Raw genomic sequence first — 21,641 nt, forward strand, 5'->3', positions numbered from 1 at the left:
CGTGGCCGGCGACGACGACTGGATCGCTCAACTGGCTCCCCATGTGAGGGCGAACAGCCGGAGCGGCTTCAACCGGATCTGTGACGTCTTCACGCGGTGGCCGCCCGGCGCGGCCCGCACCCGGGAACTCGAACGGGTCCGTGGGCTGCTGGGCTCGTGGAGTGACGAGGCGCGGATCGCGTTCACGTCGGAGGGCGGGCTGACCGACGTCACGGTGCTCGTGCGGACGCTGGAGATCTATCGGCGCGGGCATCGGGGGAGCGCGGAGCTCAGCGCGGTCGCTCTATCGCCGTACGTCGATGATCTGGTCTGTTTGAGGATCTTGAATTCCGACGTGACCGAGGCGGCCTGGCGGACCTTCGTCGACTCGCCCCGGCTGGGTGGGCTCCGGCGGCTCGACGTGCGCGCGACGCTGCTCGGCGACGACGCACTCGGCGCTCTGCTGCGGTCGGGGCGGCATCCCGGTCTGACCGCGCTGGAGCTGGCGGGCGTCGGACTGGAGGCGAACGCGCTGGTCCCGACGGTGCCGGGCGTGCCTTTCCCGCGGCTGGAACGCCTCGATCTCTACGGGAACATCCTCGGCGACGAGGGCGCGCTCCGGCTCGCCGCGGCGCCGTGGATCGCGCCGGTGCGGCGACTTCTCGTCGGCCGCAACCAGCTGACGGCGCGCGGCGTCGAGGCGCTGCTGCGGCTCGATCACCTCCGGGAGCTGGACGCGCGCGCCAACCCGCTGGGCGCCGGGGACCGCGCCGCGCTGACCGTGGCCGCGCGGCGGCGGGGAGTCGCCCTCACTGTCTGACGGTCAGGCCGCGGGCGCCGGTTTCTTGTGACGTTCCTTGCGTTCACGCAGCTCGTCGGCCTCCTTCTTGGTCTCGCCGGCCAGGTCCAGCTTCAGGGCGGTGCACCGGGCCCGCCGTTTCGCGGCCTTGCACTCCTGGACGGCGATCTCGCCGACGATCTCGGTGAGCGCCCGCCGGCCGCGGATCGAGCAGCGTAGGCAGCGGCGCAGGCAGTCCTCGTACGCGTTCGGATAGGCGAAGCCGGCCCAGATCTGCTCCTTCTCGGCGTGGTACTCGGCGACGAGGGCCTTGATGTAGGTCAGCTCCGGATCCACCGGCGTCTCGGCGCCGAGGTCCTTGCCGACCGCGGTGACCTCGGCCTGCAGCGAGGTGATCCGCCCGGTCAGCGCGGCCGGCTCGCCGGCCAGCGTGTCGAACGTCGTCTCGGCCGTGGTGACCCGCGCGTCGTAGGACGCCTTGCGGGCCCGCAAGGCGTCCAGGTCCACGTCGCACACCTTGTCGTCGAACTTGCAGTCGTCGTCGATGCACGGCCCACCGTTCTCGGACGAGCACTTCTCGACCCGGACGAGGACCTCGTTCCAGGCCTCGTCGAGCAGTTCCCGGTCGCAGCCGCTGATGCAGCGCAGCTTCTTGAGCAGGTCCTCGATGGTGTTGCGGGCGGTTTTCAGGGCCGGTTCGGCGGCGGCGCGGGCCTTCTCGTACGCAGCGATCGACGTCTCGAACAGCGCCTTGCGGTCCTGCAGACCCTTCTCGATGCTCGTGTAGTAGTCGGACTTCTTCTTGTCGCCCTCGAACTCGCAGCGCAGCTTGTCCAGCGCGGTCAGATCGCGGTCGCGGCGGCGGCGCCCCCAGCCGGGCTCGTCGGGGTAGTCGTCCTCCTTGTGGGCCGGCGGGTGGCTGATCGGTTCGGGCGGGGTGCCGCCGCCGGTGGGGGCGGGCCTGGCCGGTGGATGGCTCTCGGACTCCTGGTCGTAGACGGATTTCCTCATGAAGCCGCAGTCTTCGCGTCCGCCGTCACCGGGCCGTCGCGGCCGGTGGCCGAGGAGCGACGGTGCGGTGACGGCGGCCCCGGATGCTTCGCGGCATGGCCGGATACCGTGCTCTCGCCTCCGTCGCGCGCAGCCTCGTCGAGCTGCTCGACCGGCGGATCGGCGAGGTGCTGCCCGGCGGCCGGCGGCCCGGCGTGCAGCTGGTCACCAGCGACGACCTGGACAACGTGGGCACCCCGAACGCGCGCATCCAGATCCCGGCGATCGCCCTCTACTGCTACCGGGTGTCGGTGGACGGCGACACCCGGCCCGGCTGGTCGGCCGTGAGCACGGCCGACGGCGTGCCGCACCTGCCGCTGCGCATGCACGTGCTGGTCTTCGCGTTCGACAACGACGCCGCGTTCGAACTGCAGTGGCTCGGGCTCACCGCCCGGCTGCTGGAGAGCGAACCGATCCTGACCGGGCCGATGCTGCACGAGGACGGCGAATGGGCGCCCGGCGAGGCGGTGCAGATCGTCACCGACAATCTGAGCCTGGACACGATGTCCGAGGCCTTTCAGGCGCTGGTCACCAAATATCGGCTGTGTCTTCCGTACGTCGCCCGGGTCATTGTTCTTTCCGGTTCTCACCGTCCGATCCCGGGCGCGGTCGGCAGCGTGAGCGCGGGATGACCGTCGAGATTCTGCACCGGCTCGCCTTGGGCGTGGAACCGTTCGACGCGCTCACCGGGCGGCGGGCCGCCTCCACCGAGCTGATCGTGGAGAGGGAGCAGGAAGAGCACAATCCAAGGACGCTTTTCCCGTACGACCCCCGGCCGCCCGGAATTGCCCTCGAACCGCATTTCGGGGGCCGTTTCCGGCTCGGTTACGGCCCACGTCTCGCCGCGACGGTACGGATCCGGTTCTGGGATCAGGCCCGGCGCTATGTTCCGCGCCGCCTCGAAGTCCCGCTCTGGACCCTGGCCGAGGTCAAGGCCGCCGAGAAGACCGGCACCGACCTGCCCGTGCTCAGCCGGGTGCTGCGCCCGTGGCTGCTGCCCGGGGTCGCCGCCCCGATCCCGCCGGCTGCCACCGCCGTACGCGGAAGGGTCGTGCGGGCCGGGAAACCGGTGCCGTGGGCGCGGATCACCGGCACCCGCCCGGGCCGCCCGGACGTCCTCGCGGCGGCCGACGAGCGCGGCGAGTTCCTGCTCGTCGTCACCGACTCCTACCAGGTCGCCACCGCCACCCTCGGCCTCGACCTGATCGTGCGGGCCGACCCCGCGGTGGTGCCGGTGACCGATCCGGCCCGGCGCTTCGACAGCCTGCCGCTGGAACCGGTGACGCGCTCGTCCAACCCGCCGGTCGCCGCCGACCTCGACAACCCGCTGCTGCGCGGCGACCGGCCGCCGGGCCCGTTCGCCGCCGGGCTTACCGCGCACCCCGTCCAGCTGACCGTCGGCCGGCTGGACCCCCAGATCGCAACCCTGGAATTCGATCCGCAGTGAGCCGAGGAGGCCTGGCGTGCCCGAATATCTGACCCCAGCCGTCTACGTGGAGGAGACCAGCTTCCGGGCGCGGTCCATCGAAGGCGTGGCCACCAGCACGCTGGGCCTGGCCGGCCTGACCCGGTACGGGCCGATCTCCTACCGCCTGACCGACGACGAGTACGTCGTGCAGCCGCCCCCGCTGATCACCAGCTACGGCGAGTTCGAGCGTGCGTTCGGCGGGCTCGGCCCGGTCAAGGACGACACCAACTACCTGGCGTTCGCCGCGCGGGCCTACTTCGCCAACGGCGGCCGCCGCCTCTACGTGTCCCGGGTCTTCAACTTCCCGCGGGCCGACGGCGCGATCAACGTGGGCACGTTCGACCTGTGCTTCGCCCGGCGGCCGGTCGGCGCCGAACCGGCCGCCGTGCCCGGGGCCGAACCGCCGGTGCGGCCCACCTGGCGGGCCCGCTGGCCCGGCTCGGCCGGCCAGGAGATCAAGGTCGAGGTGACCCTGCGCCGCGGCCGCAACGTGATCGTCCGCAACGGCGACGGCGACTTCCTGCGGCTCAGCACGGTCCGGCCGTTCGACCTGGTCCAGGTCACCGACGACGAGGACGTGCCGACCGGCGCGCCCGACGCGGACGACATCCGGCTGGTCCAGCGCATCGGCGACGACCTGCGGCTCACCGACGACGACGGTGTGGTCGAGATCGGCGAGGACACCCGCGCCTACCAGCTGCAACTGCAGGTGGTGGTGACCTGGGGGACCCGGTCGGACACCTACTCCGAACTGGCCGTGCACCCCGAGCACCCGCGGTCGATCACCCGGACGCTGAGCCTCAAGGACGGCGCCGACGACCTGGCCCTGGTCTGGCTGCGGCTGCCGCCCCCGCCGGACGACGATGACGACGACGCGCCCGGGCCCGTCGAGGCCGCCGCCGGTCTGCTCACCGCCCTGCTCGACGACGACAGTCAGGGCTTCCTGACCGGCGGCAACGACGGCGCCGACCCGGCCGTCGGCGACTTCGGCGGCGAGGAGAGCAACCCGGACGACCCGCGGCAGGGCGCGACCGGGCTCAACGCGCTGACCGACGTGGACGACGTGGCGATCGTGGCCATGCCCGACTCGGTGCGGTTCGGCGCCGACATGACCGCGGTCGGGCTGCTTGTCGAGCACGCCGAACGGCAGCGCTACCGGATCGCCGTGGTCGACCCGCCCAAGGACAGCTCGATCTCCGACGTACGGCAGTTCCGGGCCCAGTTCGACTCCCGGTACGCGGCCCTCTACTACCCGTGGGTGGAGATCATCGACCCGACCGTGGTGCCCGACGCGGGCGCCCCGCCGCCGGTGCTGCGGCTGCCGCCGTCCGGGTTCGTGACCGGCATCTACGCCCGCAGCGACATCGAACGCGGCGTCTACAAGGCCCCGGCCAACGAGGTGATCCGCGGCATCCGCCGGATCGAGACCAACGTGACCTTCGACCGGCAGTCGACGCTCAACCCGGAGGGCATCAACGCGCTGCGGTTCTTCCCCGGCCGCGGCAACCGGGTGTGGGGTGCGCGCACGCTCAGCTCCGATCCGGAGTGGAAGTACGTCAACGTGCGGCGGCTGTTCATCTTCCTGGAGCACTCGATCGACAAGGCCACCCAGTGGGCCGTGTTCGAACCCAACAACGAACGGCTCTGGGCGTCGATCCGCCGCTCGGTCGAGGACTTCCTGTTCATCCAGTGGCGTGACGGCGCGCTGCTGGGCGGGCGGCCCGAGGAGGCGTACTTCGTGCGCTGCGACCGGTCCACCATGAGCCAGAACGATCTTGATAACGGCCGGCTGATCTGCCTGGTCGGGGTGGCGCCGACCTACCCGGCCGAGTTCGTGATCTTCCGGATCGGCCAGTGGACCGCCGACGCGCAGCGCAGCTGAGGAGGGAATAGGTCATGGCTTACCGGGACAACCCGTACAGCTCGTTCAAGTTCATGGTCAAACTCGGGGAGGCCGGCGGGGAGGAGACCATCGCCGGCGGCTTCTCCGACGTGAGCGGGCTGGGCAACGAGGTCAAGTACGCCGAGTACCGCAACGGCAACGACAAGGAGAATCACGTACGGAAGGTGGCCAACACCAACACCACCGACGACGTGACCCTCAAACGCGGGGTGATCGGCGACCTGCGGCTGTTCGCGTGGCTGCAGGCGACCCGGGAGGGGCGCTTCGATCCCCGTACCGTCCAGGTGATCCTGCACGACGAGGCCGGCGCGGCCGTGTGCGCCTGGACGCTGCGGTTCGCCCAGCCCAAGAAGTGGGTCGGGCCGACCCTGGCCGGCAAGGGCGGCGGCGAGGTCGCGATGGAGGAACTGCACCTCGTGGCCGAGCGCGTGGACTTCGAGACGCTCTGATGACCGTCGTCCAGCTCGGGGCGCCCGGCATCTACCAGGTGCCGGCCGTGTCGGCGCCGCCGCCGGACCAGCCGGTCCGCCTCGACGTGGCCGGGATCGTCGGCATCGCGCCCCGCGGGCCGGTGAACGAGCCCCTGGCCGTGCGCAGCTGGGCCGAGTACGTGCACCGGTTCGGTGAGCCGGGCGGGTCGCCGGGGCGGCTCGGGGACGCGGTGGCGACGTTCTTCCGGCAGGGCGGGGCCCGGGCGTACGTGGTCCGGGTCGCCCCGCCGGTCGCCGACGACACCGCGGTGGCGGTCCTGGTGTTCGCCGGGGGAAAAGTCCGGCTCGCCGCTCGCGACGAGGGCAGCTGGGGCAACTCCCTCACCGCCCGGATCGATCATGTCGTCACCGGGCGGTTTCCGATCACCCGGGTGGCGGCCGACAGGATCACGCCGCCGGCCGGCCTCGGCGTGCCGGTCGGATCACTGCTGCGCATCGTCCCGCTCCGTCGGCCCGGTGAAGAGGACCCACCGTTCCTGTGCTGGGTCGTCGACCGGACCACCGAGTCCGGCACCCGGCAGACCGTGCTGACTCTGGACCGGCCGGTCCCGCCCGGCTCGGCCGAGGTCGTCACCGCATCGGTCACCGTCACCGCGGCCGGCGTGCAGGAGCGTCACGACGGCCTCGGTCTGAGCCCGGCCCACCCGCGCTGGACGGGCACGGTCCTGGCCGACAAGTCGCTGCTGGTCCGCCCGCACGGCCCCTGGGACGACCGGATCGAACCCGCCACCCCCGACCTGAGCCCGGCCGTGACCGTGATCGATCATCCGGGCCGGGACCGCTACGACGAGATCACCGGCAGCTCGTTCCTCGACGGCTACCCGGCACCGAACGATCCGGGGGAGACCCGCCCCGGCGTGGACGCGCTCGACCCGGTCATCGGCGAGCTCGGCCTGATCGTCGTCCCCGACCTGCTGCACGCCACCCCCACGGCGGCGCCGGCCCCGGAGCGGACGGACCCGCCGCACGACTTCCGCCCCCGGTTCCGGCCCTGCACGCCACCCGAACCGGAAACGCCGCCGGCCCCGGCCCCCACCCCGCCGGCTGTCCTGGACGACGACACCGAGATCCTGGCCCGCCAGCGTGGCCTGGTCGCCCGCACCGGCCCCGACCGTCCGGCGATCGTCCTGCTCGACGTGCCCCCGCACCTGCGAGGCACCCGGATCCTGGCCTGGCGGGCCAGTTTCGGCAGCGACCGGGTCGCCGCCTACCACCCGTGGCTGCGCACGGTCCGGCCCGACGGTACGACGGTGGTCGCGCCGCCGTCGCCGTTCGCGGCCGGCATCATCGCCGCCCGGGAACGGCGCGCCGGTGTCGCCACCGGACCGGCCAACGAGCTGGCGGCCGACGCGATCGGGGTGACCGATGTGCTCACCGACGAGCAGCACGGCCTGCTGCACCGGGCCGGCATCAACGTATTCCGGCCCGAGCGTGACGGCGTCCGCCTGCTGGGCGCCCGGACCCTGTCCGCCGATCCCGCGTACCGGCAGCTCAGCGTGCGCCGGCTGATGACCTGGATCCGCCTGTCGGTCGCCCGGCGCCTGGAGAGCGCCCTGTTCGAGGCCAACACCCCCGCTCTGCGTACGTCGCTGCGCCTGCAGGTCACCACGATGCTGTCCGGGCTGTTCCGGGCCGGGGCGCTCAACGGCGGCTCCGAGGCCGAGGCGTTCTTCGTGCACTGCGACGAAACCCTGAACACGCCCGAGACGGTCGAGCAGGGCCGGCTGTTCATCGAGGTCGGCGTGAACCCGAGCGAGCCGATCGAGTATCTGCTGCTGCGCTTCGCCCTGGCCGCGAACGGCAGCGTCACCGCCGACGAGGTGGCCCGATGACCGAGCTGCTGCGGGCGTTCAGCTTCCACGTCGCGCTGACCTCCAGCGTGGACGGCTCGCCGCTGGGCGACGGCGGCTTCGCCGAGTGCTCCGGGCTCAGCCTCGACGCCGACCTGCACGACATCCTGCAGGGCGGGGTCAACGACCGGATCACGCGACTGCCCGGCCGGGTCAAACTGACCCCGGTCGTGCTCAAGCGCGGCATGTTCGCCCCGGACCGGGCCGGGCGGGCCGGCACCGAACTGTGGGACTGGTTCCGGGACACCATCGCCGGGGTCCGTCCGGTCCGCCGCTACGACGGGGTCGTCACCGTCATGCCCCCGTTCGGCGAGGAGGCGATGGCGGTCTGGCACTTCGAGCGCGGCCTGCCGATGCGGATCTCCGGGCCGGCCCTGGACGCGCGCACCGGCGAGATCGCCATCGAGGAACTGCACATCGCCCACGAGGGACTGCGCCTCGACCCGTCCGGAAGCGGAGGAACCCGACGATGACCGCACCCACCGGCCCGGCCGTGCCGCAGGGCCGCGCCCACCTGTTCCGCCTCAAGAAGCAGGCCGGCGGCCGGGCCGGGGAGAGCGGCACCCAGCAGACCGACGGCAACGCCATCGTCGTCCCGTTCAACCCGGCCGGGTTGCGCCTGCAGCACACCGGCAGCCTCGACGTCGGCGGCAAGACCGCGGGCAGCGAGAACCGGCAGCACACCGGCGTGGGCAAGGCGACGCTCAGCTTCGACCTGGAGTTCGACACGACCGAACTGGGCGACCCGGGAAACCCGGTCGACGTGCGGGCGGTGACCGCCCCGATCCGGCAGTTCGTCGAGGCACCGGCCGACAACAGCCGGCCGGCCCCGCCCGCGCTCCTGTTCGTCTTCGGCACGCTGCGCTTCAGCGGGGTGGTGACCCAGCTCAGCGAGGAACTGACGTACTTCCTGCCGCCGGACAGCACGCCGGCGCGGGCCATACTGAGCATCACGCTGCAGGGCGTGGACCAGCGGCTGGAACAGGCCCGCAAGGGGCCGGCCCTGATCGACGCGGCCGACGGGACCGACCCGGCGCAGGCCGCGGGGACACCGGCGGGGCCGGGGACGGCCGGGACCACCGCCGTACGCAAAGTCGAAGTTGCTCGTAATGGTGAGAGCGCCGCGCAGCTCGCGGCCCGGGTGGGCGGGAATCCGGCCGCGTGGCGGTCGCTGATGAACGGCCTCGACGACCCCCTCGCCCTGCCCGAGGGCGCACCGGTCACGGTCGGTCCCGAGCTGGCCGCCGCGACCGTGGCCGTCGGGCACGCCTCCGGGTTCGCGGCGACCGGCGCGACCGGTGACCCGGGCCGGCTCGCCGCCGCCCTGGGGATCACCGGTGGTGGCGGGCCGGCGCTCACCGACGCCACGGGTGCGGTCCGCGCTGCCGCCTCCGACGTCGCCGCGGCCGGTCGGGATGCCCGGCGGGCGGCCGGGTTCGCCCTGGCCGCGGCCGGCGGGACAGCGGCCGCGGCGGCCCGGGTGGCGACTGAGCAGGCGGTCGCGCGCACGGCCGCCGCCCGCGCCGCCTTCGCGGTGCCGGGAGCCGCGCCGACGGTGCCCGACCCGCGCTCCCTGACCTATGGACAAAACATTCCTTTGCGTACGTTCGTGGCCGCCGCCCTCCCGCCCGGGGCGATCCGATCCGCCCCGATCACCGGACCGTCCTGGAGGCCGACCCCATGAGCGTGCACATCGGGGAGGTGCACTCGGACGTCTCCGCGCAGCCCCCGGCCGCGCCCGCCGAGACGCCCGGCCCGCAGCGGACTGCCGCCCAGCTGGCCGAGCAGCTGCGCGACGACCTGCGCCGGGAGCGGGACCTGACCGCCCGCCTGGCCGCCGAGGCGTTCGATGACTGAGGCACTGTTCTCCCCGGTCGCGCCCGCCTTCACGGTCGACGGCGACCTGGTCCGCCCGCTGGCCCGCGACTGCGCGAGCCTGGAGGTCAGTGAGGGGGTCGACGGCCTCAAACGGCTGCGCGCCGAGTTCATCGCGGTCGGCGGCCACGCGGTCGGCCCGCCCGGCGCGATGTACCACCTGGACGGCGCGACCGTCGACTTCGGGCGCACGCTGCGGGTGACGATCGGCCCGGAGGGCAACCAGCGGCACATCTTCGAGGGTCAGGTGTCGGCGCTGCAGGCGGTCTTCGGTGACGGCGATCCGCCGGCCGTGGTCGTGCTGGCCGAGGACGTGCTGATGCGGCTGCGGATGACCCGCCGGATGCGCACCTACCTGGACGCGACCGACGCCGACATCGCCACCGAACTGGCCGGCGAGCACGGGCTGACCGCCGACGTCAGCGCCGACGGCCCCCGCTACGACGTCGTCCAGCAGTGGAACCAGAGCGACCTGGCGTTCCTGCGCGAGCGGGCCCGGCTGATCCGGGCCGAGCTGTGGGCCACCGGCCGCACCCTGCACTTCCGCTCGCGCACCGACCGGCCGGGCACCACGCTGACCCTGACCCAGGGCGTCGACCTGCTCTGCGCCCGGCTCACCGCCGACCTGGCCGAGCAGCGCAGCGAGGTGGTCGTCACCGGCTACGACGCGACCTCGGGCAAGACGATCGAGGAGCGGGCCGGGGCCGACGCGGCCGACGCCGAGATCACCGCCGGGCGGTCCGGGCCACGCCTGGTCGCCAAGGCGCTCGGCGATGCTGTCTCCTACCGGGTCCGGGAGGCCGCGCTGACCGCCGACGAGGCGACCGCCTGGTCCCGGGCCGAGATGCTGCGCCGGGCCCGCCGGTTCGTGACCGCGCACGGCGTCACCCGCGGCACCCCGGAGATGGTGGTCGGCAGCCGGCTCACGCTGCGGCACGTCGGGGCGCCGTTCGAGGGATCCGGCTACTACGTCACCAAGGTCTGCCACCTGTTCGACCCGCCGCAGGGTTTCCGCACCCGCTTCGAGGCCGAACGGCCCAGCCTGAACGAGGTGAGCTGAATGTCCATGCCCACGCCGGTCGACGGCGGCGCGCCCGGCTACTTCGGTGTCTACCCGGCGCTGGTCACCGACATCGTCGACCCGGACTCGCTGGGCCGGGTCGAGGTCCGTTTCCCCTGGCTGGGCGCGGACGGGGACCGGGACGTGCGGGCCTGGGCGACGCTCTGCTCGCCGTACGCCGACGACCAGCAGGGGTTGCAGATCGTGCCCGAGGTGGACAGCCAGGTCGTGGTGGCGTTCGAGGCGGGCAGCCTGCGACGCCCGTACGTCATCGGCTGTGCCTGGAACGGCGTGCGTAGCCAGCCGCGGACCCCGGACGACGCGAACGACCTGCGGGTGCTGAAAACCCGGTCGGGCAGCAGCCTGGAGTTCGACGACGGCGCGGCCGGCGCCAAGATCACCGTGACCACCAGCGGCGGCAACAAGGTCGTCCTGGACGACGGGGACGGCTCGGCCGAGGTACGCACCGCGGCCGGCCACCACGTGACCATGGACCGGGCCCAGCTGACGGTGTCGCACGGGCTGGGCTGCTCGGTGACCCTGACCGCCACCGCCGTGCAGGTCAGCGGCAACGTCCAGGTGACCGTGACGGCGCCGATGGTCAGCGTGTCGGCGCCGATCGCCACGTTCAGCGGTGTCCTGCAGGCGACCACGATCATCGCGACGACGTCGGTGGTGTCGCCCTCGTACTCGCCGGGTGTCGGGAACATCCTGTGAGCCGGCCGTCCGTGCGGGTGCGGGCGCCGGTGGTGGTGCGCTACGACCGGCCCGACTGGGTGCCGCAGCTGCTGGCCGACCCGGCCGGGCCCGGGCTGGGGGCGCCCGAGGTGTGGCGCTACTACGTGCCGCGCCTGGACGACCAGCAGGTGGCCCGCACCGCGTTCCCGGTGCCGCACCCGACGGCGTTCCAGCCCAACCACGGCCGGTTCTACGCCGTGACGACCGACCTGACCGCGGACACGGCCGACGCGCTGCGGGTCAGCCTGGTGGTCCGGCGCGAACGCTACGAGGTGGTGCCCGGCGCGTCGCTGATCCGGCTGGCCCGGCAGATCGCGGTGGACCCGGGGCGGCGCATCGACGGGCGGGACCTGCGGGATCTCGTCGAGGCGGAGGCGTTCATCCCGGCCGGACTGCGGCTGCGGTACCGGCGGCTGATGCGGCGGCGCGGGGCGCGGCGACGGCGGCAGGCGTGGCTCGACCCCGTGGGGTGGTGGCCGATCAGCCCGGTCTGGCAGCGGCGGGAGATCCCGGGCGAGCGCGAATACCCGATGTGGCGGCGGACTGATCCCGTACGCCGGCAATGGTTCGGAAATCTGCCGACCGATGCGCCGTTCCGGGAACCGGGCGACGCCGATCCGGCCTGGACGTACCGGGTGCATTGCGTGGTGCGGTGGACACCACCGGCCGGCCGGCCGTTCTGCCCGCCCGGACTGTGGGTGAGCGGGCCCGGGGCGCCGATGCGGATCGCGACGCTCCGGATGCCCGCGACGGACCCGTGACGCCCGGCGCGGCAGCATCGGCGGATGACGACCGACTGGCTCGGTAACGGATTCCGGTTCCCCGTCGCGCCGTTCGCCTACGTGACCGGCCTCGACCTGGTCCGGCAGTCGATCGGCATCATCCTCGACACCGAACCGGGCGAACGCATCATGCTCCCGGCGTTCGGCTGCGGGCTGCGCCGCCATCTGATGGCCCCCAACAGCGCCGTGACCAGGGCGGCCATCCAGGAGGACGTGACCGAGGCGCTGACCCGGTGGGAACCGCGGATCCGGCTCACGAACGTTGCGGTGACGCCCGGCGACGATCCTGCACTTGTCTGGATCGACATCTCCTGGGTCCAGCTGCTCGACCAGCGTCCGGACAACCTGGTCTACCCGTTCTACCTGCGCTGAGGGGGTGCCGCGCGATGCCGCTGATCCAGCCCGTCCTGGACGACCGGTCCTACGAGGATCTCCGGCGGGAACTCATCGACCGGATCCGCGTCTACGCGCCCGAGTGGACCGACCACAACGAGAGCGACCCCGGCATCGCGCTGCTGGAACTCTTCGCCTACCTGGGCGAGAGCGTGCTGTTCCGCCTCAACCAGATCCCGGACGCCACCAAGACCGCATTCCTCAACCTGCTCGGCGCCGAACCACGACCCGCCGTCGCCGCGACCGCCCTGGTCGAAGCGGTCACCACCACCCCGGCCGGGACACAGCTGCTCGCCCGCACCGGACTGCGCGCGGGCAGCATCGATTTCGAGACCACCGGCGAGGTGTACGTGTGGCCGATCGGCGCGACCGGGGCGGGCAAGGTCGTGCGCGTCACCGGCGCGTCCGCGACCCCGGCCGAACGGCAGCGGATCCTGGACGCGCTGCGCCGGGCCAACCTGCCGGCCGGCCCGGCCGACGTGCAGGGGACCATCGCGTACGAGACGGTTCTCCTGCCCGCCGGTGGTGTCATCGACGTCGAGGCCACCGCCGACCACGCGCTCTGGGTGGCGCTCACCCCGACCCGGCACACCGACCTGCGGCTGCTGGCCGGCCAGTCGGTGTTCCTGGGCGTGGCCGTGGACGATCAGGTCGGCGAGCTCGAAGGGCCCACCCTGGAAGCCGGACTGGCCTTCGCCGACGACCCGCCCGGCATGCTCTGGCAGCGCTGGGACGGGCCCGGCGAATGGACCGACCTCACCGTCCTGCACGACACCACCCGCGGTCTGACCAGCACAGGCGTGGTGCAACTGGAAATGCCGGCCGTGCTGTCGCCGGTCCTGGTCAGTGGCGGCACCGAGGACGACCCGCCCGTCCTGGCCGACCCGGTGGTCCTGTGGCTGCGGGCCACCCGCCCGATCCCGCCCGGCAACGCCCCGCTCCCGCCGATGCCCAGGGTCGGCTGGGTCGGCGCCAACGCGGTCGACGCCACCCAGACCCGTACCGTCACCGCGCCCGAACTGCTCGGCACCGGCACCGGCGAGGCCGGGCAGAACTATCCGCTGACCAAGCCGGACGTGATCCCCGGAACCGTGCGCCTGGAGGTCGAGGAGGTCGGCGGCTGGCAGGCCTGGCAGGAGGTCGACGACCTGAGCCGCAGCGGCCGCGACGACCGCCACTACCGGGTGGAGAGCGCGCCCGGGATCATCCACTTCGGCGGCCCCGGCACCCGCCGCCCGCAGATCGGCGGCCGGATCCGGGTGCTGTCCTACCGGTACGGCGGCGGTGCGGCCGGCAACGTCGCCGCCGACGCCATCACCGCCGTCGTCAACGGGCGCGGTGTGAAGGTGCGCAACCCGCTGCCCGCCTCCGGCGGCGGCGACGCGCAAACCCTGGCCGACGCGCTCGACCGGGCCCCGGCGACCGTGCACCGGCGGGACCGCGCGGTCACCCCGGACGACTTCCGCGCGCTCACCCTGGACGTGCCGGGAGTGGGCCGGGCCGAACCGTTGCCGGCCGGACCCGGGGAGGTCACGGTGGTGGTGTTCCCGGTCGCCGACACCCGGCACCCCGACGCGCCGCGGCCCGACGCCGGCCTGCTGCGCCGGGTCGCCGCGTACCTGGACGCGCGGCGGCTGATCACCACCCGCATCGGTGTCGTGGCACCGGACTACCGGGAGATCACCCTGGCCGTCCGGGTGGTCACCCGGTCCGGCTATCAGATCGATGCCGTACGGCGGTGGGTCGCGCTGATCCTGCGGCAGTACCTGGCGCCGCTGCCGCCGTACGGGCCGGACGGCGCGGGCTGGCCCCTCGGCCGGACCGTCCGCGCGGCCGAACTGGTCGCCGTCGCCGGGCAGGTCGAGGGCGTCGAGTACGTCGACACGCTCACCCTACGCCCGGCCGGACAGTCCACCCCGGCCGACACCGTCGACCTCGGGCCGCTGCAGGTGCCGTCGATCACCGCGCTCGACGTCAGCGCCGGCACCTCGGGCGCGCCCGCCCCCGCCCCGGCACCGCCGCCCCCGGCGACCCGGCACATCGTGGCCTACCCGCCGTCCGACTGCTGATGAGCGCCGACCGGGGCCTGAACGTCCTTACCGACCTCGACCAGTGGAGCCGCTGCCACCACACCGGCACCGCGGTCTTCGCCGGCCCCGGCGACAGCGGCGGCATCCAGCTGACCTGGCCCGACCTCGAACCACCGGCGGTCGCGGCCGGTCCGCCGGCGCGGTGCGGGCTGGCGTTCGACCAGTGGGGACACGCCTACGTGAACCGCGGCCCGGACACCGGCCACGTCTGGCGCCACCTGTCGCCGGTCGAGGTCGAACCGTTCCCGGCGGCCGACGCCGGACGGCCGGTCGCCCTGGCCGTCGACGCCGAGCAGCGGCTCTACGCGGCGCACGACGGCAGCGGCCAGATCGTGACCGTCGACATCTACACGCAGAAACGGGTCGGCACCACCCCGGTCGGGCCCGGCCGCCCCATCGACCTGGCCGTGGCCGGGAACGACGTCGCCGTGCTGACCGAGGAACCCGTCGAGATCGTGTGGCTGCGCGACCGCCGCCGCACCCCGGTGATCGGGCCGCGCTGCCCGGAAGGCCTGCGGCCGTGGCGGCTCGGCGACGGCGGGGACCTGGTGCTGTGGCGGCACCCGGAGGAACGGGTGGCGCTGATCTGCCGTACCGACGGCACGGTGGTCCTCGAACCGGACGGGGCCACCGGCTTCGCCGTCACCCCCGACGGCGTGCTCGTCGTCGCCGGTGAGCCCGGGCGGCCGTTCCGGCGTTTCGCCGCGGGACGGGAGATCGAGCCGGTGCGGGCCGACACGTACGACGGCGGGGCGGTGGCGGTCAGCGCCGACGGAGCCGTCGGATTCAGCACCGCCGGCGGGGTGGGCTGGACCGCCGGCTCGGCCGCCGACTACCGGCCGTCCGGCACCGTGATCGGCTACCGCCTGGACAGCGGCCGCTACCGCAACCGGTGGGGCCGCGTCTTCCTCGACGCGAGCCAGCCCGTCGGCACCACCGTCGAGATCGCCGCCCTGACCACCGACGAGGACGACGTCACCCAGCCGCTCGACACGTCGCCACCGGCCCGCGGCGGCATCACCGGCCGGCCCGGAACACCGCCGCTGCCACCGGCCACGTTGTGGGGCGAGGTCACCTGGCAGCCCCTCTACCGGCTCTCCACCTCGGCGTACGAGGCGCCGGTGGCCCAACCGGCCGGCCGCTACCTGTGGATCGGGCTGCGGCTGACCGGAACCGGTGCGGTGACACCGCGGGTACGTGAGGTGCGGGTCGAGCGCACCGGACACCGCCTGCTCGACTACCTGCCGCGCCACTGGTCCCGGGACCCGGTCGCGGCCGGCTTCCTGTACCGGTTCCTCACCCCGGCCGAAGGCCTGCTGCACGACGCCGGGGAGCAGGCGGCGCTGCGATCGGCACTGCTCGACCCGGCCGCGACCCCGCCCGAGACGCTGCCGTGGCTGGCCGGGCTCACCGGGCTGACCCTGGACGACAGCTGGCCCGAAGCGGCCCGCCGAACCCTGGTCGCCGAGGCGTACCGGCTGTTCGCGGCGCGGGGGACCGTGGGCGGGCTGACCCGCATGCTGGAGATCTTCCTCGGGTACCGGCCCGCCCTGATCGAACGCTGGCGGATACCGGGCGAGGTGGATCCGGCCCATCGGTTCGTGCTCTACCTGCAGGCGGCCCTGGACGATGATCGGCGGCGGATCGTCGAGGGCATCCTGCGCGCTCATGCCCCGGCCCACACGTCGTGGGAGATCCGCGAACTGGGGGCCGGGCCCGGGGTGGGCGAGGACATGCGGGTGGGGGCCAACACGGTGGCGTTGGCCGGGGCCCTGGGGACGCCGTTCGTGATCGGCGACTCCGCCCTCGGCGTCGACGGGCTCCTCGGCGGCGGCCCGTCATGACCCGGCGACCTCTCTCAGCGCGGCGACCCCCTCCTCTTCGGCGGCCCCTTCCTTTTCAGCGGCCCGTCATGACCCGGCGGACTACCGGGAGGCGCGGTCGTGGCGCCGGCGTTCTGTGGCTTTTCGGTGGTGGCTCGTGGTGAGCCGGGCGGTGGGTGCCGACGTTCGGATCGGGCTGCTCAGCGTGACCCTTCCGGCCGGAACCGACCGGGTGCGGATGGACGCCGCGCTCCGCCGGGTCGCCGGGACCGGACTGGACTCGGCCCTCGCGGCTCTCGGCCTGCCGGACGGCGAGTGGTGCGTGCGGCGGCTCGACGTCCCGGCGCGGCTGAACCTGGAACACAGTGCGGAGCGCGTCGCCGAGGAATGGGCGTCGGTGCTCGCCTTCGCGCTGCGACAGATGCTCGTGGGGACGGGCGAGAACGTCCTGCGCTACGAGTCCGTCCGGGGCGCCGCGACCGATCTGATCAGCTCAGTGGCGACCGGGCGATGGGATCGGGCCTGGGCCTGGCGGCAGCTCGGAGTGCTCCGGCCCGGCGCGAACTCACCCGCCGCGGCGATAGCCGGTGCGCTGGCGGTCATCGGCGATGACGCGCTCGGGGCGCTGGTGACGGCGGTCGAGGCGGCGGGGGTGGCGGCGCTGCATCGGGCGCTGGGACCGGCCGGATGGGCCGCGGTCGCCGACGTGGCGACCGGTACGCCGTCGGCCTTTGGCCACGGTGACGACGGAGGAACGGCGAATCTTTCCCGCACTGTGACCGCAACCTCCACGGGTGACAGCGGGTCGCCCGCAACGGCTCGGCCCGATCGCGCCGGCTCGGACCGGTCCGCCAAGGCTGGGCCTGCTACAGATCTCCTTCGCCGGTCGCGGTTTGCCGCCGCTGTAGCGAAGTCGGGAGTCCGGCCGGACCCGGCGACCGCCGCGGCGTGGGCCCGGATCATCGCGGTCGAGGCCGATCCCGTGATTCTGCGCCGCGCCGACCACGCCGAAGTTGTGGGCGCGATCGCGTTCGTCCTGGAGCAGCTGGCGGAATCATCGAGCCGTGCAGAGGAACGTCCAGAGTCGTCGAAATCGTCGGGGCCGCTGGAAGAACCGCCGAGCCGCGGGGAAGGTCCAGTTGCGGCCACCACGGCCGCGCCTACAGGGGGTGGCGACGACGCTTGGCGACTGAAGCCATCGCCGGCCGAATTGCCCGGGAGCGGCATATCCGAAATAGAGGAAATATCGGGGCCGCGAGTTGCGGAAGCTTCTGCCGACGGCTTGTCATGGCCCTCCGGCGGCGCTGTGTCCGAATCGGCGACAGCCCTCGATCGCGGCTCAGACCAGGCGCACCCTGCGCGCGGCTCAGACCAGGCGCAGTCTGAGCGTCGCTCGGGCCTGGCACAGCCTCGGCGCGGCTCGGACCGGACGCAGGCTGCGCGCAGTTCGGACCGAGCGCCGGCCGCGGCGAGAAAGGTCGGGCCCTCGACCGAAAACGGTCAGCCAAGACCAGCGAGGCCGACGGCACCGGCCGTCGATGTCGGGGGAGCCCCGGATGGCCGCGTCGGCGTCCCTACCGCCTGGGGTGGCCTGCTGTTCCTGCTCAACACCGCGTCCGAGGCCGGCCTCCCGGACGCCGCTTTCCGGCCTACGCTCACCGGCCGCAGCATTCGATGGATCGTGCACGAGCTGGCCACCCGCCTGGCCCCACTGTCGCCGGACGATCCGGCCGCCCTGGCCCTCTGCGGCCTCACCCCACATGATCAGCCGCCGAGTGAAATCGGCGAGAAGGCGACCGCCAGAGAGCGCCGCGCCCTTCAGCGCATCGCCGACCGCTGGATCATGAAGACCGCCGCCCTCCTGCCCGCTGACGGTGACGCTGCCCGGGTGGTTGGCGAGTTGGCCCGCCGCCCGGCTGTGATCGTCGCCGATCCCGGCTGGATCGAGATCCGGCTGCCGCTCGACAGCGTCCGCCTGGATGTTCGCCGGGCCGGCCTGGATCTCGACCCGGGTTGGGTTCCCTGGCTGCGGACGGTCATCCGATTCGTCTACCGCGGGGGCGACGATGGCTGATCCGGTCGTGCTGTCGAGCCGCAACGGCCACCGGGTAACTGACGGCCGGCGAGGCCTGCCGCTCGGGGACCGGCTCGCGCCGCTGGTCCGGGGTCTGGCCGATTTTGTCCAGGACGGATTTCTGTCGACGTTCGCCACGACGCTCACCGCGCCGGGTATCCCGCCGGTGGACGCCGTGGCACTGGATCGCCTGGCCGGCCGGCTCGGGCTCAGCGGTACCGAGCAGGGCCTGGTGCTGCTGGCCGGTCTGGCCGACGAGCACGAGGGGATGGCGGCGATCTTCCGGGCGCTGCACCCGTCCGGCGAGCCCTGGCCCACCGCCGGTCTGGCCGCTCAGCTGGTCTACCCGAGGGCCCGCGACCGGGCGGCGATCCGGCACGAACTGGCCGCCGGCGCCGCTGTCACGAGCGGTCTGCTGCAGGTGAGCGGGGACGGCCCCCTGTTCGAACGTTCGTTGCGGCTGGCTCCGGCGGTGTGGGACGTGGTCCACGGCGTGGACGCCTGGCCCTCGCACATTCCGCGCCTGATCCCCGAGGTCGTGGCGCTGCGGGATTGGCGGGAGCTTCCGTCCGTACGCGGAATTCGCCTGGCCCTTTCCGGAGGCGAACCGTTGCGCGTGCTGATTCCGTGCGACGACGAACGCATCGGCCTGAGCCGCGCGTCCGCTCTCGTCGACGGCCCGACCGTGGCCGGACGGGTCGCCGCGACCGACGGGTCCGGCGCCGCGCTGATCGCCCTGCACGCCGCCGCCCGCGCGGCCCGGCCCGTCCTGGTGCTCAGCGCCGGCGGCGACCTCGCGGTCCCCGGTCCGATCCTGGTCGTGACCGCGGGCCACGCGATCCGCCCGGTCGGCCCGGCGCCGGTCCTCGCGGTCCCGTCCGGCCCGGCCTCGGTCGGCGACCGCCGCCGCGCCTGGCGTGCCGCCCTACCCGACCTGCACGAACCCGAAGCCCGGCCCAACCTGCGGGATTCCGCAACCGCCCCGAAGGTGGCGCCTGAACTGTGGGAACGCGCTGCCTCGCCCATTCTGCGGGATCCCGCCGCCGACCTGGCGGCCCGCCACCCCCTGGACCCCGCGGTGATCGCCGAGGTGGCCGCCGACGTCCGGGCCGCCCGGCGCTGCGGCGCCCCGATCTCCGGCGTTTCGGCCGCCATCCGCACCCGGGCCGGCGCCGAACTCCCGCCCGGTGTCCGATTGAGCACACCGGCCCGGGACCGGTCGCGGCTGGTGCTGCCGGATGACGCCGCCGACCAGCTGAGCGCGGCCGTCGACCGGTTGCGGCTGCAGGCGACGGTGATCGAGGACTGGGGTTTCCGCGCCGGTGCCGGGGCCGACCGCGGTGTGCGGCTGCTGTTCACCGGCCCGCCCGGCACCGGGAAGTCCCTGGCCGCCGAGGTGATCGCGGCCGAGGCCGAGACCGATCTGATCGTCGTCGACGTGTCGGCCGTGGTCTCGAAGTGGATCGGCGAGACCGAGAAGAATCTCGGGGCGGTCTTCGACGTGGCCGAGCGGACCCGGGCGGTGCTGCTGCTCGACGAGGCGGACGCCCTGTTCGGTGCGCGCACCGAGGTCGCCGACGCGCACGACCGTTACGCCAACCTGGAGACCGCCTATCTGCTGCAACGCCTGGACCGGTTCGGCGGCCTGGTCGTGCTGGCCACCAACGTGCGGCAGAACATCGACGCCGCTTTCATCCGCCGGATGGACCACGTGATCGAGTTCGGTCTGCCGGACGCCGCCCGGCGTCACCGGCTGTGGCGGCTGCACCTGCCGGCGACCGCCCCGCTGGCCGCCGACGTCGACCTGGAAGCGCTGGCCGCGACGTATCCGGTTCCGGGCGCCTGGATCCGCAACGCCGCCATCGCAGCCGCATTTCAGGCGGCGGCGAACAACGAGGCCACCGAAGAGCCGGGGAGCGCGGCGATCGGCATGCGCCACCTGATCACCGCCATGCAGAGGGAGTACACCAAGGCCGTCCGCCCCTACCCGGGCGACCCGGCGAGAGGGACCCATCGATGACCCAGTCCACCGAAACCTTGCCGTCCACGCCGTTCAGCCTGCCCCGGATCACGTACGGAATGCTGCTCGGGGTTGATGATTTCCGTTCGATCCTCGGGCATCCCCGCGGCAAGCATCTGCTCCACCAGGCCTGGCTGCACGGCCCGGGCGTGATCCGCGGCTACGCCGTGACCACCGACCAGCACCAGGTCACCGTCCGGCCGGGTCTGGCGATCGACGCGATGGGCCGTGAGCTGCCGCTTCGCACCGCCCAGTGCATCGACCTGGCCGACTGGCTGAGCGCCCGCCATCGCCGGTTGAAGTCGAATGCGAAGCTGCGTCTGGACGTGGTTGCCACCGCCGGTCACGACTTCACCGATCCGGTGCCGCATCCCGGTGGCGCCCTGCTCGACCCGCTCGATCCGGCCGCCGCCGCGTCGCGCTACGCCGAGACGGTCACCGTCGATCTGGCCGAGAGCGCGCGGAGTGCCGACGGCGATCCGTTCCGGCGTCTGCGTGTTCTGCTCGGCCTGGCCCGGCCCCGGCCCGCGAACATCGAGGACGCCGAGGCGGCCGGCGAGTCCCGCCGCATCGCGAAACTGCCGCCGGGGGAGCGCCCGCGGGCGTTGCTGGCCGCGTTCCGTGACTTCACCGATCGGGCGGTCGCCGCGCTCGGCCCGCCGGACGACTGGACCGACACCGACGCGTTCCCGGCCACCGCCGAGACCGGGCTGCTCCTGGCCCGGGTGCTGGTGACGCCCGGTACCGGCGGCACCCCACTGCTCGGCCGCCCCGACCTGAGCGTCCGCCGCAGTCTGCTCCCGACCGGCCTGCTGCAGGACCTGCTCTGCGGCCTGGGTCCCGGGTTCGCCGACCGTCCGCCCGATGCCGGCGGTCCGCAGGTGATCCGTTCCTCGGCCGGGTGGGCCGACCCGCAGACGATCACCGCCGAGGTCACGGCCGCGCTCCGGCCCGCCTCGGTGACCGCGGACGCGGTGGCGGTGACCTCGGTGTCGGCCGAGGGGCACTGGGTCGTCGAGGAGGTCGCTGACGCGACCTTTCACGATCACATCATTGCCGTACGTCTCAGCCGGCCGCCCCGTCACGACCTGGTCCGCTGCCGCGTCCGTGGCACCGGCGACACGCCCGTGCTCGGCGCCGACGGATCACCCCTGGCCGGCCTCGACAACGGCCCGGCGGCCACCGGCGACGACGGCCGCGACGCGGTCTGGCAGATGCCCGGCCCGAACCAGGAGTGACCGGCCCG

19 protein-coding genes are annotated in these 21,641 nt (G+C 73.4%); 18 read left to right on the forward strand and 1 reads right to left on the reverse strand.

Annotation, left to right across the window (positions count from 1 at the left end; genetic code table 11):
* Position 1 precedes the first annotated feature (1 nt).
* Positions 2 to 799: a hypothetical protein gene (locus tag ACSHV8_RS11325; protein WP_436532094.1), complete on the forward strand. Its 798-nt coding sequence runs from the start codon at positions 2 to 4 to the stop codon at positions 797 to 799.
* A 3-nt stretch (positions 800 to 802) separates the two neighbouring features.
* Here the strand turns inward: ACSHV8_RS11325 and ACSHV8_RS11330 are convergent, their stop codons facing one another.
* Positions 803 to 1,789, reverse strand: a complete 987-nt coding sequence (locus tag ACSHV8_RS11330; RefSeq protein ID WP_436532096.1) for a hypothetical protein — start codon at positions 1,787 to 1,789, stop codon at positions 803 to 805.
* A 95-nt stretch (positions 1,790 to 1,884) separates the two neighbouring features.
* Between ACSHV8_RS11330 and ACSHV8_RS11335 the strand changes: the two genes are divergently transcribed.
* The 17 genes from ACSHV8_RS11335 (at position 1,885) to ACSHV8_RS11415 (ending at position 21,633) form a co-directional block, all read left to right on the forward strand.
* Positions 1,885 to 2,460 (forward strand): DUF4255 domain-containing protein, encoded by a 576-nt coding sequence (locus ACSHV8_RS11335; protein ID WP_436532098.1) that lies wholly within the window; start codon positions 1,885 to 1,887, stop codon positions 2,458 to 2,460.
* A complete protein-coding gene (locus ACSHV8_RS11340; RefSeq protein ID WP_436532100.1) occupies positions 2,457 to 3,275 on the forward strand; it encodes a hypothetical protein in 819 nt (272 codons plus the stop codon). Before ACSHV8_RS11335 ends, ACSHV8_RS11340 begins: the two co-directional genes overlap by 4 nt.
* A gap of 16 nt (positions 3,276 to 3,291) precedes the next feature.
* Complete coding sequence (locus ACSHV8_RS11345) at positions 3,292 to 5,178, forward strand: phage tail sheath family protein (RefSeq protein WP_436532102.1); 1,887 nt, start codon at positions 3,292 to 3,294, stop codon at positions 5,176 to 5,178.
* A 14-nt stretch (positions 5,179 to 5,192) separates the two neighbouring features.
* Positions 5,193 to 5,648 carry a phage tail protein gene (locus tag ACSHV8_RS11350; protein ID WP_436532104.1) on the forward strand — a complete coding sequence of 152 codons (456 nt, stop codon included), beginning with the start codon at positions 5,193 to 5,195 and terminating at the stop codon, positions 5,646 to 5,648.
* Positions 5,648 to 7,522: a phage tail sheath C-terminal domain-containing protein gene (locus tag ACSHV8_RS11355; RefSeq protein ID WP_436532106.1), complete on the forward strand. Its 1,875-nt coding sequence runs from the start codon at positions 5,648 to 5,650 to the stop codon at positions 7,520 to 7,522. The genes ACSHV8_RS11350 and ACSHV8_RS11355 overlap by 1 nt, the downstream gene beginning before the upstream one ends.
* Positions 7,519 to 8,013, forward strand: a complete 495-nt coding sequence (locus tag ACSHV8_RS11360; RefSeq protein ID WP_436532108.1) for a phage tail protein — start codon at positions 7,519 to 7,521, stop codon at positions 8,011 to 8,013. Before ACSHV8_RS11355 ends, ACSHV8_RS11360 begins: the two co-directional genes overlap by 4 nt.
* Positions 8,010 to 9,224 (forward strand): CIS tube protein, encoded by a 1,215-nt coding sequence (locus ACSHV8_RS11365; RefSeq protein WP_436532110.1) that lies wholly within the window; start codon positions 8,010 to 8,012, stop codon positions 9,222 to 9,224. The genes ACSHV8_RS11360 and ACSHV8_RS11365 overlap by 4 nt, the downstream gene beginning before the upstream one ends.
* Positions 9,221 to 9,397: a hypothetical protein gene (locus ACSHV8_RS11370; RefSeq protein WP_436532111.1), complete on the forward strand. Its 177-nt coding sequence runs from the start codon at positions 9,221 to 9,223 to the stop codon at positions 9,395 to 9,397. The genes ACSHV8_RS11365 and ACSHV8_RS11370 overlap by 4 nt, the downstream gene beginning before the upstream one ends.
* Positions 9,390 to 10,475, forward strand: a complete 1,086-nt coding sequence (locus ACSHV8_RS11375) for a phage late control D family protein (protein ID WP_436532112.1) — start codon at positions 9,390 to 9,392, stop codon at positions 10,473 to 10,475. The genes ACSHV8_RS11370 and ACSHV8_RS11375 overlap by 8 nt, the downstream gene beginning before the upstream one ends.
* Positions 10,476 to 11,192, forward strand: coding sequence for a phage baseplate assembly protein V (locus ACSHV8_RS11380; RefSeq protein WP_436532114.1), 717 nt, complete (start codon positions 10,476 to 10,478; stop codon positions 11,190 to 11,192).
* Positions 11,189 to 11,974, forward strand: coding sequence for a hypothetical protein (locus tag ACSHV8_RS11385; RefSeq protein WP_436532115.1), 786 nt, complete (start codon positions 11,189 to 11,191; stop codon positions 11,972 to 11,974). The genes ACSHV8_RS11380 and ACSHV8_RS11385 overlap by 4 nt, the downstream gene beginning before the upstream one ends.
* A gap of 24 nt (positions 11,975 to 11,998) precedes the next feature.
* Positions 11,999 to 12,367: a GPW/gp25 family protein gene (locus ACSHV8_RS11390; protein ID WP_436532117.1), complete on the forward strand. Its 369-nt coding sequence runs from the start codon at positions 11,999 to 12,001 to the stop codon at positions 12,365 to 12,367.
* A gap of 14 nt (positions 12,368 to 12,381) precedes the next feature.
* The gene (locus tag ACSHV8_RS11395; protein ID WP_436532119.1) at positions 12,382 to 14,457 is read left to right on the forward strand and encodes a putative baseplate assembly protein; all 2,076 of its coding nucleotides are present in this window, start codon (positions 12,382 to 12,384) and stop codon (positions 14,455 to 14,457) included.
* Entirely contained in the window at positions 14,457 to 16,322 is a 1,866-nt protein-coding gene (locus ACSHV8_RS11400) for a phage tail protein I (RefSeq protein WP_436532121.1), read from the forward strand. Before ACSHV8_RS11395 ends, ACSHV8_RS11400 begins: the two co-directional genes overlap by 1 nt.
* A gap of 139 nt (positions 16,323 to 16,461) precedes the next feature.
* Positions 16,462 to 18,375, forward strand: coding sequence for a hypothetical protein (locus ACSHV8_RS11405; RefSeq protein ID WP_436532123.1), 1,914 nt, complete (start codon positions 16,462 to 16,464; stop codon positions 18,373 to 18,375).
* The gene (locus ACSHV8_RS11410) at positions 18,368 to 20,395 is read left to right on the forward strand and encodes an ATP-binding protein (RefSeq protein ID WP_436532125.1); all 2,028 of its coding nucleotides are present in this window, start codon (positions 18,368 to 18,370) and stop codon (positions 20,393 to 20,395) included. The genes ACSHV8_RS11405 and ACSHV8_RS11410 overlap by 8 nt, the downstream gene beginning before the upstream one ends.
* Positions 20,392 to 21,633, forward strand: coding sequence for a hypothetical protein (locus ACSHV8_RS11415; protein ID WP_436532127.1), 1,242 nt, complete (start codon positions 20,392 to 20,394; stop codon positions 21,631 to 21,633). Before ACSHV8_RS11410 ends, ACSHV8_RS11415 begins: the two co-directional genes overlap by 4 nt.
* Positions 21,634 to 21,641 lie beyond the last annotated feature (8 nt).

Source organism: Actinoplanes sp. HUAS TT8, from assembly GCF_051380535.1.
Taxonomy (GTDB): Bacteria; Actinomycetota; Actinomycetes; order Mycobacteriales; family Micromonosporaceae; genus Actinoplanes.